Source organism: Mycoplasmoides alvi ATCC 29626 (assembly GCF_000701785.1).
In the GTDB taxonomy this organism is placed as follows: domain Bacteria; phylum Bacillota_I; class Bacilli_A; order Mycoplasmatales; family Mycoplasmoidaceae; genus Mycoplasmoides; species Mycoplasmoides alvi.
The window spans coordinates 1-16077 of sequence record NZ_JNJU01000002.1 but is presented as its reverse complement, the minus strand read 5'-3'; the positions used below and the strand labels follow the sequence as shown (position 1 = coordinate 16077).

General features: G+C 27.2%; 8 protein-coding genes and 1 tRNA gene. 8 read left to right on the top strand and 1 reads right to left on the bottom strand.

All coding sequences use genetic code 4. From position 1 onward, the window contains the following. Nucleotides 1-17: 17 nt before the first annotated feature. Nucleotides 18-108, bottom strand: a tRNA-Ser gene (locus T383_RS0101125). A 151-nt stretch (nt 109-259) separates the two neighbouring features. On the opposite strand from T383_RS0101125, the gene T383_RS0101120 reads away from it, so the two are divergent. From T383_RS0101120 to T383_RS0101080, 8 genes are all read left to right on the top strand, one after another. Further along, nucleotides 260-1249, top strand: coding sequence for an ABC transporter permease (locus T383_RS0101120; RefSeq protein WP_033159851.1), 990 nt, complete (start codon nt 260-262; stop codon nt 1247-1249). Nucleotides 1250-1271: 22 nt separating this feature from the next. Further along, on the top strand, nt 1272-2117 hold the full coding sequence (locus T383_RS0101115) for an ABC transporter ATP-binding protein (protein ID WP_052663949.1): 846 nt from the start codon (nt 1272-1274) through the stop codon (nt 2115-2117). Between the two features lie 74 nt (nt 2118-2191). Continuing rightward, on the top strand, nt 2192-4336 hold the full coding sequence (locus T383_RS0101110; RefSeq protein ID WP_033159850.1) for an ATP-dependent Clp protease ATP-binding subunit: 2145 nt from the start codon (nt 2192-2194) through the stop codon (nt 4334-4336). A gap of 115 nt (nt 4337-4451) precedes the next feature. Continuing rightward, on the top strand, nt 4452-5846 hold the full coding sequence (locus T383_RS0101105) for an FAD-dependent oxidoreductase (RefSeq protein ID WP_033159849.1): 1395 nt from the start codon (nt 4452-4454) through the stop codon (nt 5844-5846). Nucleotides 5847-6314: 468 nt separating this feature from the next. Continuing rightward, nucleotides 6315-7475: a glycosyltransferase family 4 protein gene (locus T383_RS0101100; protein WP_033159848.1), complete on the top strand. Its 1161-nt coding sequence runs from the start codon at nt 6315-6317 to the stop codon at nt 7473-7475. 556 nt (nt 7476-8031) lie between these two features. Further along, entirely contained in the window at nt 8032-11349 is a 3318-nt protein-coding gene (locus T383_RS0101090; protein WP_033159846.1) for a hypothetical protein, read from the top strand. Between the two features lie 18 nt (nt 11350-11367). Next, nucleotides 11368-15105 carry a hypothetical protein gene (locus T383_RS0101085; protein ID WP_033159845.1) on the top strand — a complete coding sequence of 1246 codons (3738 nt, stop codon included), beginning with the start codon at nt 11368-11370 and terminating at the stop codon, nt 15103-15105. A gap of 133 nt (nt 15106-15238) precedes the next feature. After that, nucleotides 15239-16077, top strand: an 839-nt coding sequence (locus tag T383_RS0101080; protein WP_033159844.1) for a hypothetical protein, incomplete at its 3' end; no start/stop codon positions are given.

Below are 16077 nucleotides of genomic sequence, written 5' to 3'. Positions count from 1 at the left end.
CGAAGAAAGTTTTCATATGGCGGAGGTTGAGGGATTCGAACCCTCGCATGCTATTAAGCATCTACAAGCTTTCCAAGCCTGCCCCTTCAGCCGCTTGGGTAAACCTCCATTAAATAGATTAATTATAAATAATGGGTTAATTTTTAAACAAAATAATGAATGTATTAATGTTTCAATATTTATATCTATTTTATAAGCTATGTTAAAATTTTTTTAGTTTTAACTATTTTAAATATTACAGTAAATTAAGGGTTTTAAAGTGAATAAAATTGATAAATTAGTTAAACCAAGACAATCTAAAAAATTTTTTAATTTCCATATAAAACAAAATTGAGCTTTATTTAAGTTAATAAATTCTTCTTTTTGACGCAGTGTAGAAAAATGATTTATGGCATTTATTTTTACATTCTTTTTTATTGTCATTTTTGGATATATAAATCAAGCAATTTTAATTACATCTAGTTCTACTCATACTAAATTTGTACCAGCACTAGCATTTAAAAGTTCTTTAACAGGGTTAGTAGCTTTAATGGTTATATCAACAGGTTTGAATAGTATTCCAATATCAATTATGGAAATTAAAGAATCAGTTTTAATGAAACGAATTGGATCTACTCCAATTAAACCTTGAATGTTTATTGCAACTGTTACTTTTTTTTATTTTTTAATTATGATTGGACAAATATTATTAACATTATTTACAATTTTTTTATTTTTTGGTTTTCAAAATTTTATTTTATCTGGAACTGCTGAAAACCCTGTTTTAGTCACTGGAAACCAATTATTTTTTAGTGGTTTTAATATTGATAATGGATTTGTTCAAACAAACTGAGGAGGGTACATTTTTGGAATGACATATACTATGTTATTATCAGTTTTTTTAGCTATTCTTATAGTTTCAATAACAAAAAAAAGTGCTTCAGCTAGTATGATTGGATCAATGGTTTATTTCCTTAGTATGTTTTTATCAGGCATGTTATTCCCTCTTACAGTAATTTCAAATAACAATTTGTTATATGATTTAAGTTTTATTAGTCCATTTAGATATGTTAATGTTTTAATTACAATTGCTTGAAGTGGAATTAGTATTTTTGACTTTAATGCAATTAATCAAAACATTTCCAATGATGTTTTAATGATTGGGATTAAAAATATTGCTGAAGTTTGAACAGGTTACTTTGTTCCATTATTATTTATTGTAATTGCACTTATTTTATCTATATATAGGTTTAGATGATCAACTAGATAAGTAGGATACTAGGTTATTAAATATGAATTGATTTAATAAAAAAACTAAAAAAGAAAATTATGAAATTAGAGATCAAAATAAATTTGATATTAATCTTGAATTACAATTAGAAAAAATTAATGCTCCTATAATTATTGACAAGAATATGCAACATTCCGGAAAATCAATTATTGAGTTAAAAAATTTAACAAAATCATTTGGTAAATTCAAGCATAGCAAAGTTGTTGTTAAAGATCTTAATTTAACTTTTTATGAAAATGAAAATGTTGCTTTATTAGGATCCAATGGTGCTGGCAAAACAACAACAGTTGAAATGATTGCTGGTATTATTCAACCAACAAGTGGTTCTATTATTTATAAATTTGATTATGTAAATACTTTTCAAGAGGGTGTTGGGATTCAATTTCAAGACAGTTTATATCCACCAGGAATTATTGTAGCTGATGTAATTAAATTCATGATAAATGTATATAATGTTGATTTGAATCCATTAGAAATTAATCAAATTGTTGAGGCATTTGGATTAAAAAAAATATACAAAGAAAAAGTACATTCACTTTCTGGTGGTCAGCAACAAAGATTAAATATTTTATTGGCATTAATTCATAAACCTAAAATTGTTTTTTTAGATGAATTATCAACTGGGCTTGATATTAGTGTAAGAACTGAAATTATTAGTTTTGTTAAACGCTATTGTGAAAAATTTAATATTCAAATCGTGTTGGTATCTCATAATATGGATGAAGTTAATGAAATTTGTGACAGAATCATAATTATGCAAAAAGGACAAATTAAAGTTGATTTATGAACCAAAGATGTTATTGCTAAATACAACTCTGTAAGTGATTTAGCTAAAAGGTATATTTAATTAAAATGTATTAGCACTTTCATGTATAGAGTGCTAATTTATGATAAAATAAAATAATTACTGAGGTAACTATTATGTTTACAAACTTTACAAAAACTGATGATAAAGATATTTTGAAACAATATGGCAGAAATTTAAATGATGAAGTTGTTAAGAATAAAATTGACCCAGTAATTGGTCGTGATGATGAAATTAGACGTTTGATTGAAATAATTAGTAGAAAAAATAAAAATAATCCTGTTTTAATTGGTGAACCAGGAGTTGGTAAAACAGCTATTGTTGAGGGGTTTGCAAAACGTGTTGTTGCTGGAGATGTGCCTGATAATTTAAAAGAAGTTGAGATTATAGAGTTATCTTTATCTGCTATTATTGCAGGAACTCAATTTCAAGGTCAATTTGAACAACGTTTAAATTCAATTTTAAAACAAGCTAAGAATTCAAATGGCCAAATAATCTTGTTTATTGATGAAATTCATCAATTAGTTGGTATGGGAAGAAATGCATCAAATAGTGCAATGGATGCAGCTAATATTTTAAAACCTATGATGGCAAGAGGTGATATTAGAATTATTGGTGCAACAACATTAAAAGAATATCGACAATACATAGAAAAGGATGGAGCTTTAGAAAGAAGAATGCAAAAGATTCTTGTAACTGAACCCACAAAGCAAGAAGCTTTAACAATCATGAGAGGTTTAAAAGAACGTTGAGAAATTTTTCATAAAGTAAAAATTTTAGATAGCGCTTTAGTTGCTGTAGTTGAACTTTCTGATCGTTATATTTCTGATCGATTTTTACCAGACAAAGCCATTGATTTAATTGATGAAGCTGCAGCTAAAATCAAAACTCAAATGCATTCACAACCAGCTGAATTAGATGATTTAAATCGAAAAATAATTCATTTAGAAACTGAATTAGCTGCAATTAAAAAAGATAAAGAATATCTTGATGTAAATACAAATAGATTAACACAAATTCAAACAGAATTATCAGATTTAAAAAAACGCCAAAAAATTCTTTATACAGAATGAATGAATCAAAAACAGGCTTATGAAAAAATTACTAATTTAAAAGAATCCATTAACAGTACAAGTATTAAAATTGAAAAACTTCAAGTGGATGGAATGTATACTGAAGCTTCTAAATTGCTATATGTGGAATTACCAAAATTAAAAAAAGAATTAGAAGTTGCTAATGAAAAAGCTAAAAATATTAAAAATGACTTATTTAAAACAACAATTACTGAAAATGAAATTGCTGAAGTAATTTCAGCACAAACAGGAATTCCATTAAAAAAACTTTTAGAATCAGATAAAAGTAAATTACTTAATTTAAAAACAGAAATGCAAAAAAGAGTTAAGGGTCAAAATGAAGCAATTGAAAAAGTTGTCGGAGCAGTTTTAAGAGGTAGAGCAAACATAGGGGACCCTAAACGACCAATTGGTTCATTTTTATTTTTAGGTCCTACAGGTGTAGGCAAAACTGAAGTGGCTAAAACTTTATCAATGGCTTTATTTGATAGTGAAAAAAATATGCTTCGTTTTGACATGTCTGAATATATGGAAAAACATTCAGTTTCTAAACTTGTTGGAGCGCCTCCAGGTTATGTTGGTTATGAACAACCAGGTTTGTTAAGTGAAGCTGTTAGACGTCATCCTTATAGTGTTATATTATTAGATGAAATTGAAAAAGCTCATGTTGATGTTTTGAATTTATTTTTACAAATTTTAGATGATGGCATCTTAACTGATTCTCAAGGTCATAGTGTCAATTTTAAAAATACAATTATTATTATGACTTCTAATGTTGGATCTCAAGCAATTTTAAGTGGTAAAAAAATAGAAGCATTACAAGAAATTCAAAAAGTAATGCGTCCAGAATTTATTAATAGAATTGATGAAATTATTCTTTTCAATGAATTAACTGATCAAGATTATGATGCAATCATTGATCGTATGTTATTGGAATTGATACAGCGTTTAAAAGATCAAAATCTTTTAATTTCATTTACTAAGAAAGTTAAAGATGTTATTAGGTTTAAAGGATCTGATCGACAATTTGGCGCAAGACCTTTAAAAAGATACATTCAAAGAAATGTTGAAAATTTTTTAGCAGAAGAAATTATTTCTGGAAATATGAAAAAAAATATTATGTATCAAATTGATGTAAACGCAGATAATAAATTTATTTTAAATCTTGCATCTAAAATGAAGTCTTAATTTTTATGTAACATTTCTAAAACAAATTATGTATACTTTCATTGTTCATAATCAATTATAATTTATGTTAGGTAATTTGAAATTTACCTAATACTGTCAAGGAGTACTAAAATACATGAAAGTAATAGTTGTAGGTATAAATCATGCAGGGACATCTGCAATTCGAACTTTATTATCTCAAAATCCTAATTTACAAGTAACTGCTTATGATCGAAATGATAATATTTCATTCTTAGGTTGTGGAATTGCATTAACAGTAAGTGGTGTTGTTCAGAATATTAATGATTTGTTTTATTCAAACCCTGAACAATTAGCAAACATGGGCGCAAAAATTTTTATGTCTCATGATGTTCTTAAGATTAATTCAGAAACCAAAACAGTTACAGTTAAAAATTTAAGTAATAATCAAATATTTGAAGATAAGTATGATAAGTTAATTTTAGCTGCAGGTTCTTGACCTATATGCACACCAGGAATGGAACTAGATTTCCAAGATAAATATTGTGGTGGCATCAAAAATTTAGTAGCGTGCAAAACATTTCAACATGCACAAGAGATTATTGAAAGAATGAAAGATTCTAGTATCAGAAGTGTTGCAGTAATTGGATCTGGTTATATTGGTATTGAATTAGCTGAAGCTGCAGTTATTAGAAATAAACAAGTAACTATTATTGATATGTTACCAAGACCAGTTGGTGCATATTATGATGCTGAATTTACAGATGATTTAAATGTTTCAATGCTTAAACATGGTGTAAAAGTATTGATGAATACAAAGGTAACTGAGTACATTGTAGATAAAAAAGAACGAGCAATTAAAGGAATTAATACATCTAATGGAAAAGTAGATGCTGACTTAGTTATTTTAGCAATTGGTTTTAAACCTAATACTCATTTATTACCAAATGCTGAAAAAGTAAAAAATGGCGCATATATTGTTAATAAATATACACAAACAACAGTTAATGATATTTATGCTATTGGTGGTAATTGTGCTTTGTATAATGCAGCAACTGGTCAATATCAAAATATTGATTTAGCAACAAATGCAGTTAAAACTGGAATTGTAGCTGCTAGTCATATTAATGGAAACAATAATGTGGCAATTGATAGTATTGTCGGAACAAATGCGATTTCTGTTTTTGGACTAAATTTAGCAAGTTCAGGAGTTTCAGAAGAAACTGCTAAACGTTGAAATATGGATGTTACTTCTTCATACTATGAAGATAATGATCGCCCTGAATTTATGAATACTTTTAATAAGGTTAAAATTAAATTAGTTTATGATAAAAAGACATTAAGATTAGTTGGAGCTCAAGTAGGATCATCTAAAGAAGTTAATCATACAGAAATTATTTACTACTTAGCTTTAGCAATTCAAAAAAACATGACAATTCCTGAATTAGCTTTTGCAGATGTTTATTTTTTACCTCACTTCAATAAACCATTTAATTTTGTTTTAAGTGCAATTTTAAAAGCATTAAATTTAAACTATATTGATCAAAAATAAAGTTTTTACAAAAGTTAAATAAACAAAAAGCGCACCTTTTGATTAAAAAAAGCAAGGGGTGCACTTTTTGTTAATAAAAGTTAAATTTAAATTAATTTATTATTTTTATATTCAAATTTTTATATAGTTTAGATCAAAAACTAACCTATACAATTGATTTAATTAGTAACATAAATAAAAAATGAATCAAAAATTATAAAGATGCCAATAATGAAGTAAATAAAGAAATTGATTATTATCATAAATAACAAATGAATTTTATATAAAATACATGATTAAATTTATGAACTATTAATATGAAGTTTGTATTTTATAACTTATTAAAAAAAATAAATAATTTGAAATTAAAAAGTAAGATTATTAAAAAATTTAATAGATTTATTAGAATTAATGGTTGTTTTGTTGATGCTTTTGTATTTTGCATTGTTAAAGCATAAAGCGTTATAGTAAATAAATTAAATAACAATTATGAAAAAAATATTAATTTTAACTCATCATAATAGTAATGACATTGGTGGAATCGAGAGATATGTAAAAAATTTAATAGAAATTTTTACATCTAATAGTTATTTAGTTTATGAAATAAATATTTTCTCAGAAAAAAAATATCTTAATTTTGCAAAGCATAATTACAACTATATATACACACCATTTTTTGAAAAATTAAACTTAAAAAATAAAGAAAAAGAAATTTCAAATAAAAACATTTGAAAAAAAATTTTTTATTATTTTAAGTTTTATTTGTGTGAACTTAAAAATTGTTTTTTCATAAAAAAGTTTGTAAAACAAAACAAAATAGATATTGTTATAAACAATAATTTCTCGACCCCATTATTTTTTAATAAAAATACAAAATATATATGAGTTCAGCATTTTGATGAAAAAATTTATTCATCAATTTCAATGTTTCAAAAAATTATAAGAAAATTATTGTTTATAAAAAATGTTCTTCATTATCCTAATTTAGTTTTATTTAGTCAAAAAGATACAAAGATTTTTATTGAAAAGAAAATGGTAAAAAAAAATACTAATATAAAAGATATTGTTCCTGCAATTAATTTTCCTATAGCGACATCAATACCAAATTGAAATATTGATTTTAATAAAAAACTTAATATTTCATACATTGGCCGAATGGAAAATGGCCAAAAAAACATTTCCTTTTTAAATGAAATAGTAGAGTTATCAATAAAATTGAACAAACCCATAAATATTCATGCATATGGAACTGGTTTGGATGAAAATCTTTTAAAGAATAAAAAAAACATTATTTTTCATGGTTTTATTAATAGTGAAGAAATTCAAGATATATACAAAGAAACAAAAATTTTACTATTGCCCTCTAAATTTGAAGGATTTCCATTAGTTATAGTTGAAGCATTATCGCATGGAATTCCATGCATTATATCTGACACATATTTGAATGCAAGTTATTTAATTGATAATTCTAGAGGCAGTTTAATACCTAACTTTAATGCAAATGTTTGACTAAATGAAATTGAAAAAATTTTAAATTTAAGTGAAATTGAATATAATCAGTTATCGAAAAAATGTTATGAATTTGCTAAAACGAATTTAAACTTTCAAGAATTTAAAAACAAATGATTAAGCTTAATAAAAAATTTTTAAATATTAAGCAAAATTAAAGCACAAACAATATTTTTTGTTTCAATTATGATTTTTTGAATTACCTTTTTTACGATAAATACAATGATGTTTAAAGAAACTAATTTTATTTATCAAAATGAATTTCTTAAATATCTCATAATAAAAATAAATTGTAAAAATATTATTTCATTTAGACCAAATTGTATTAAAAGATTTTATTGAACAATTGATATCAAATGTCATGATCCATTTAAACAAGTTGAAAGCATGAAAACTAGACAAATAATGCTTATACTTAATTATGCATATAACTTTAAACGTATAACTTTGAAATAAATATTGCTATTATTTACAATTAGAACATTTATTTATTTAAAAAATTTTTTTATTCCTAAAATGCAATAAATTTTAATGATGCGTGTTATATGGAAATGGATCGGTTTAAAAAGTTAATGTAATGAATAATAAGAATAATTTTCTTTATTTTTTTATTTTTTCATTGTAAAATACTAAGTTACTTTAATCTTCACACTAAATTTTGCTAAATTTTGTATAGATTGAGGAGAGAGAGAAAAATATGAAAAAAAAGCATGCAAAACTATGTAGTTTGCTTACTATTGTTGGCACTTCATTAATAGGTTTTTCATTAATGGGTGCATTAATTACTTCAATAGGTTCAAATAAAGTTACTACTACTAGTCAATTAACTCAAAGTGCAACTACTAGGGCATCTGTTGTACCTAAACCTTTATCAGAAGCTGGTGTTAAAATTGTTTCACCATCTCTTTCAAGTGGTGCTGTTAGTATTGAAGATGTTAAGGATGTTGATGGTAATTACTTTTTACCAGCAACAGGTTTATCTGACAATTCTAATGCAAAAGTTGTTAAAGTAAATTTTCAAATGCAATACTTGTATGATTGAACTTGTAAGGATGCTAATTATCAAACACGCCAAATTGTTGCTGATACTGATAATTTAGGTTACTACTATGCTTTGTTAGTTAATGAAACTAATTGTGCTATTGCAGATGCGGGCGATGGTAATGATGATCAAAATCACCATAAATTTGCAAATGTCACAAGTCCTGCAATTGTTGTTCAATTGTATGATGATGGTTCTTCACTTACTGAAAAGCAAAGATATAATTTGCAATTACCAGATTTTTCTATTAATGATTATAATAGTTTAGGAAATCATTTAGCAACTGGCAGTCAGCCTAAACCTAGTGATAGTAATAGTGGATATGCTACAGATAATATTTGGAATCATGTATATGTTCAAGATGCTATCAAACCAGAAGATACAAATGATAAACTTTCATTTATCCGTAGTGCTACAGGTGGTGGTACCCAAATAGTAGGTGGTGATGCTATTGATGGAACACCATCTTCAAGTTCTGGAACTAGCAAGGGATCGCCAACATATGTTAATGATGCAAAAAAATCAATAATTTATAAATTACTAGATAAAAACTCTCCTCAAACTAATGGCACTAATAGTAATAGTTCAACAAATGGAGACTATTACATTCTAAAGAAACTTTATTTAAACAATGCTAATAACATGGTTTATATTAAAGATCCAGTTTCAAATAAAAAAATGATCTTAATATTTGGTGGTAATGCTTATCAAAATTTTTGGTTCTATGACTTTGTAATCAACATGGAAAGTCCAAAAAATCAACATGATGTAAAACCTTTGCTTTATGCTAACTATAATTTTGATCCGACTCATGCAACAACAATTAATGAAACAATGTATGATAAAGTTCAAAAGCAATATTACTATTTACCATTCATGAAAAAGAATAAGGTTTCTAATCTAGCTTGATATGTTGGTGGTGCAAAAACAATCAAATTATCTAGTAGAACTGGCAATCAATCTAATTCATATATCTTTTTAGGAATGATGCAACCAAATGTCTCTGATTTTAATGCTCAACTATATGCTCTAAATAAGAGTAATATTGCTGCAACATCAAATAGTATTGATGACATTAAAAAAGGAACTTATGGAACAACTGAACAAGTTAATTATTTTAATAGTTCAGATTGTGGTCAAACTAATTTTGCACAAAATAATTATGATCAAAATAAGGCTATGAATAGTGATCTTCAATTTGTGAAATCATCATCTGGTTCTTGAAATACTGAAAAGTATCAAAATACAGAAGTTCTTGTTGGTTCTTCATCAATTAATGCTTCTTATCAACTTTTATCACCAGCAGGTTATACAAATTCTATACCTCGAGATATTAGTAATTTTTGATATCCATTTTCAGCCATTCAATCATTAACTATTTTGCCATTTATGAGTAGTAGCATTGCTAGTTTAATTGCAACTGATTTGGATTCTGGAAAAGAACAATCAATTTATTTAAATGATTTCTTTGATGTTAATAGTTCATCACGTAATAAAACTTTTTCGTTATTTAATTGTGTTTATAATGAAAATCAATTTTATAACTTTGACTTTGGTAAAAAGTTTGTTCCAATTAACTCTACTTGAATTCAAGATATCCAAGGTCCAGTTTCACCAAATACAATTAGTGATCCAGCACATTCAACAGGTTTTTTAAATCAAGGGTTTATTAGAGTTGGACAAGATGATTATGGTTTTTCAAGAATTTTAACTAACATAAATCCAAAACCAACATCAAAATATACTAATGTATTAAATGATGGTTGGAACAATGTTGCCAGTCAAAAAATTGTTGCTTTTTCACCTCAATTAACATCTGAAGTTGTTAACACTACATTTGGTGAATATAATCGTGTTGCTGCTACTTTAGTTGTTCGTGGTTTTATTTATACAGTAACATATAATTTTGAAATTTTACCAAAGTTTGGTATTGTGCCAATAGCTAATTTAAACAACTCTGTTGTAAGCAATATTCCTAGTAACCATATTAATGATTTAAGCAATTTATTGTCACTAAGCTATAACAATAATGATTGATTGCTTAGTTATCAAAACAAAGACAATAAACACATATTGTATACTTTGAAATATACTTTAGATAATACTTGAGATTTTTATTCTAATGAGGTTTCAAATAGTAGCACTAGTGAACATTTAAATAAAGTTATTTTAAGTGGTTATGATAATTGTTTAACTATTAGTGATAAACAAATTAACTTCTTAAATATGTCTAATCCAAATAATGTTATTAGTTCTATATTTAATGGTGGAAGCATTGCTGATAACACAAACATTTGGGGAACAATTAGTCAAGTTGATTCTCAATATTTGGTTGATACTGGTTTAATTAAAGAAACTGCAAATAAAATTGTTCATACATCAAGTTTATTGAATCAATTAGTTCAATATTCTGGAGGTTGAAGTGTTGATCCATTAACAAACAAACCAACAGAATTACCAAAAATTATTAATCCAAGAACTGAAGGTTCAACTGTTGTTTTTGATATTGCTTTAAAATATTCTGATGGTGTTTACTATACATCAGCACCATTTGATTCAACAGAATATCCTGATGTAGTTCAATGTGTAGAATTAGCAACTCCAACATTTAGATATGAAGGTTTTAACCCATTAGAACCTTGAGTCTTACCTGTAATTATTTCTTCTTCAATTGTTGTATTTGTTATGATTTTATCTCTTGGTATTGTGATCCCAGTTAGAATGAGAAAGAACCGAATTTTAACTCAAAAAGGATTCTCATCTACAACTGAAAAAATTGATAAATTAACGGATGCAGTTAGCAACACATACAAGAAAATAAGTGAAGCCCAAATGAATAGTAGCAAACGTCCACAATTACTAAAATCTAGCGAAATGAATCGACAAGAAAACTATAATAGAAAAAATTTAGAGCCTGGTAAACCAACAACTCCTCCTAGTGGACCTAGTATGCCTCCTAAGAAACCTAATTAAGTAAGTGAGAGATAATTTATGAAAAAAAAGATTAACAATAAATACTTATTAATGTCTTTAGCTGGCATTACTTTAGCTAGTGCAATTGGTGTTGGTATTTACTCAGCTACTTTTAAACCAACAAATTATTTAGGTCAAGTACTTAATGCTAATTCAACCCCAATTACATCAAAAAATTTTGGGCAACAAGTTGGTAAAATTCGTCATTGACAAAATAATAATTTCAATGGTTTTGAAGTTAGAAATGGTGGTTTCATTGTTTTAACTGGAACTAATGCAGCTACAAGAATAGATGCTTTTGGTAACATTTTATGAGAATTTGATCCAAGTACAATTACAACTGATAGTTATGTAGGTGCAAGTGATTTTACTGATAAAAAAGTTGTTGAAGTTGTTGAAGATCAAGCAAACCCAAGTATTTATTATCTTCTTTTAGTTCCAAATCAAACACCAGATGTAAAACAAGAGTTTGATCCAAAAGACCCATTTTTTTATGATCAAATGAAGGGTGAAGGTGCAAAACAAGGACAAGCAACTTTAGTTCAAATTTCTGAAAATATTGCTTCTTATTCTGGTAGTTCATGAACACCATCTTACACAATTCTTAATCATTTAAATATTAATCCTGAAAAAATGGTTAACAATTATCCAGCTGACTGAAAATCTCCTTCAACAAAACAAGGCACGGGATCTAATACATTTTTTGCTAAAGATGATCACCCTTCTTGATATGTAACTAATTCTAGTGATCATGTTACTAGTGACACTTGAGCTCCTGGTACAGTAACAAACCCAAGCGATTCTAGTATTGATCTTGGAGTTAGTGGCACGACCATGGTACTTCCATGAAAACAATATATTACTAATTTAGGTAATATGTATGCTAATAATGGAGTTGTTTTAATTTTTGGTGGTAATGGATCCATTTTTAATGATCCTGAAGCTTTAAGTATTGGAGTTTGAAAATTAAATTTTAATACTAATGAAGTTGCAGGAATTCCATATGCTTATGTTTTAAGTGGTATTAGTTATTCACCATCATATAGTGGAACTAGTAAACCAACAAAAAATTGAAATTTTTGTTATGCACCTATTGGACAAACTAGTAATTTTCACTATGTTCCTCGCTTAGCAGTTGGTGGAATAGAAACTAATGTATCTTCATCTAAAAAATCATTTATCTATTTAGCTGCTGGAATTACTGTTGGTCAAGTTAATAACTCTCAAACTCGTCAATGAGCACCAAATGGATTTAGTTCAACAAGTTCATCTCATGTTGCTACTTTAAGAGAAAAACGTTCATTACAATTGTCTGGTCAAAACATTGTTTCTAATCCTCAAGACCCTGATCGTAATTCAATTGATCCATGTTTGTTATTTGGAACTGCTTTAAATATTAATTCATTACTAAACATGCCAACATCAGGATTATCTATTCAAAATTGTAATAATATTTTTGTTAACAATGATTATTTTGACATTGGAACAAATATGTCTTATAACTCATTTGTAGGAACATATTATTTCTTTGATAATAAGAGAAGAGTTACAGTTGGTGGTGGTTTGGTCCAACAAACTCAAGAAGAGAGAACCGTTGATAGAAATAATGCTATACGTAGAACTTTTCCATATGATTTTAATCCTACTATAAATTTAGCTCCATCAGGTCAACAAAGTAGTGGCAATTTTCCATTTGGTAGTGTTCAAGATTTGGGTGAACAATATTCATCATCAACTGGTTATTGAACTTTACTTGGAACATCAAAGGCAAGTTTTTCACTTAATTTATCAGTTTTAGTTGATAATGCACGCAATTATTACTATCCAACTTTAGCTTTCGGTTATTCACTCAAAGACATTGGGTCATTAGTTAAAGTGCAGATGCCTAGTGAATTGCCAGAATCTTTAGGCAAAAGTATATATGGTTATGCGATGCAAGTTGGTAAGTCAATTTTGTTCATTAATGAACCTAAGTTTGATTCAACATCTATTGTTTATCATGCTCCATCAAGTGTTTCCATTGGTAAAAGTGATTTAATTGGAACTGCATTGTATGGTAATTCGACAAGTAATGGTTCAAATGGTAATTATTGATATAATGCTGCAAATGTTAGTAGTAATGCAGACTACACATATGTACCATTTAGTTCATGTGGATATTTTGAAGTTGATAATGAAATTTTAAAATTAGGTGTTGGTGAATTTGTTGCTGGAATAAAAGATTTTAATGACTATGTCCCTTATATTACAGATCAATATGATATTAGTAAAGACCCATATGCTTTAACCGAGACAACTGATGAGGCAACTAATAATGTTGTAAAAGTTACAACAAAAAAATCTGCTCAATTACCATGAAATGCTTTCCAAGGATTAACTTCTGCTAATGATGGTCAATCAATTGCTAGTGTTTGATCTGATACTAATAATCCAAGCAATGATAAATTGCTATTAACATCTAAACCACAATTATCTGAATTTAGCAAAGATTTATTGTGAAAAGAATTTTGATACATTCCTAAAGATGGGAAATCAGATAACGGAGAATATAATCCAACTAAGGGATCACTAGTTAACACAGGTGAAAAACAAATTTGATTTGAGTGTGTTAAAGATGATGGTTCTCAAATGACTCCAAATGCAACTAATACAAGAAGCAATGATTTGGGTGCTAGTGGAAGAACCATTAGTGTTGAACAACCACTTATTTCAATTACTGCCCCAGATTTAAAATTCCCTGCTAATTATTTTTCAAGTTATGATGAAAATAAAGAACATTCAACAACTTCAGATCCAATTGCTGTTGCTTTAAAACCAGCTAATGATGGAATCAATATTCCTTTGATGTTTGGTCAAACAAAAAATCCAGGCAATTCACAATCACGAGAAATTGAAAAAGGAATCACTTATATTCAACCAGAATCTTCTTTACAATATGCAGAAATATCTTCACTTAACCGAGTTGATATTTTAGGGCAAGGTAATTTTGTTCAAAATTTACCTGATGACTTCTTATCTAATTCTTTAGGTTCAATTATCAAAAAGGTGCCATTATCAACATTTTCAAATGACCCATCTGATCTTCAAGAAATTAGCATTTTGGACCCACAATATTTAAGTCAAGTATTTAAAGTTACTCAAAATCCAAATTATAAACAAGTGCCATCAAGTTTACCTCAACCACCATATGGTCAAGTTGTGGTTGGCGTTTCAAACATTGATATGCTTAGTCAAAAAGCAGACTTTACAGCTTATTCATGAAATATTTTATTGGGTCGTTATGACGTAATGCCAAATTCATCAGATCTTAATATGAGAATTGCTAATAATTCTCAATTCCAAGGATTTAATGCAATTCAACCATGAGTGATGCCAGTAGCAATAACTGTCCCAATCATAGTTCTTTGCTTGGTGTTTGGTTTAGGACTTGCAATTGGAATACCGATGCATAAACATCTTAAGATTCTTAGAACTGGATTTGAAATGCAACATCAAAGAGTTAATAAATTAACAAGTGCTGTTGGTGGTGTATTCAAAAAAATTATTGATAATACCAATGCTAATAACATGAAGTCTAAGCCACAAATGTTAAAAGGTGGACCTACTCAAAATGCTACTAAACCACAAACAAAACAAATTGGTACTTCACATATTTCATCTCCTACAAGCCCTATAAATCCACCTAAATCACCTACAACACCTATAAAATCTTCTCCAACAACTCCTATAGGACCTAAGACTCCTGAAGAAAAATAGATTTTATATTTAAGTAAAATCAAGTTTAAAAAGTATTCCTTCAAATTAAATTTTGGAGGAATATTTTTGTTTTGAACTTCAAAAAATTTATTAAAATTTAACTTTATTGTTTGTTTGTAACAAAGGTAATAAAATGGATCATAGCAATGAGTTCAAGAAGTTAACTTTTGTTAAGGTTATACTTTTATTTATAAGTTCTATTTTGTTTATTATTGGTGGAATAGTAATTTCTAATATTTCTTATTTAGATAGGTTTGCACAAAATAAAATTTCTATTCAAAATAATTCATCAAGTTCAATAAATAAAAAAATGTTAAACATCAATTCTTACATTGGTGATGTAACTATGATTGCTAATAATCCAAGCATTCAAGTTTACTTTGATTTAGTGTTTCCATGAAAAAGTGAAAAGGTTCATATTAATTTAGATAAGTCAATGATTGATAAGTTTAGAAATAATTCTAATTCTAAAGTTTATCAACGATCATTGGGTGGTTTTGAATATTTTAATATTGGTATAAGTAATTCTCAAACAAATTGAGATGTAATAAACTCAACTGCAGGGAAATGATTCCAATTTGTTAACTTAATTGCTCACAATAAATATATTTGGGAAGAAGGTTTTAGTTCCAAATTCAATTTGATGCAAAAGATTATAGTTGAAGCAATTTCAGATCCTAATTTTGATATTGAAAAACCTTTTACTTTACATTTTAGACAAAATGGAAATGGTGAGTTTTATAAAAACTTAGTTTGCAATAAAAAAGGAAGTAATGTTTTTTATCCAATTAAAGAAACCATAATTTTGCCAAAAGATAATTCAGTTAATTATGAATACATGTCATTGAATGATAATCCTTCAAATGATGATAAAAATATATCCATTATTGAAGAAATTGTAACAACTAGTCAAGACAATAAAAGTAAAAAACAATCTTTCAAATCTAACAATGGAATTATTTTTTCACTACG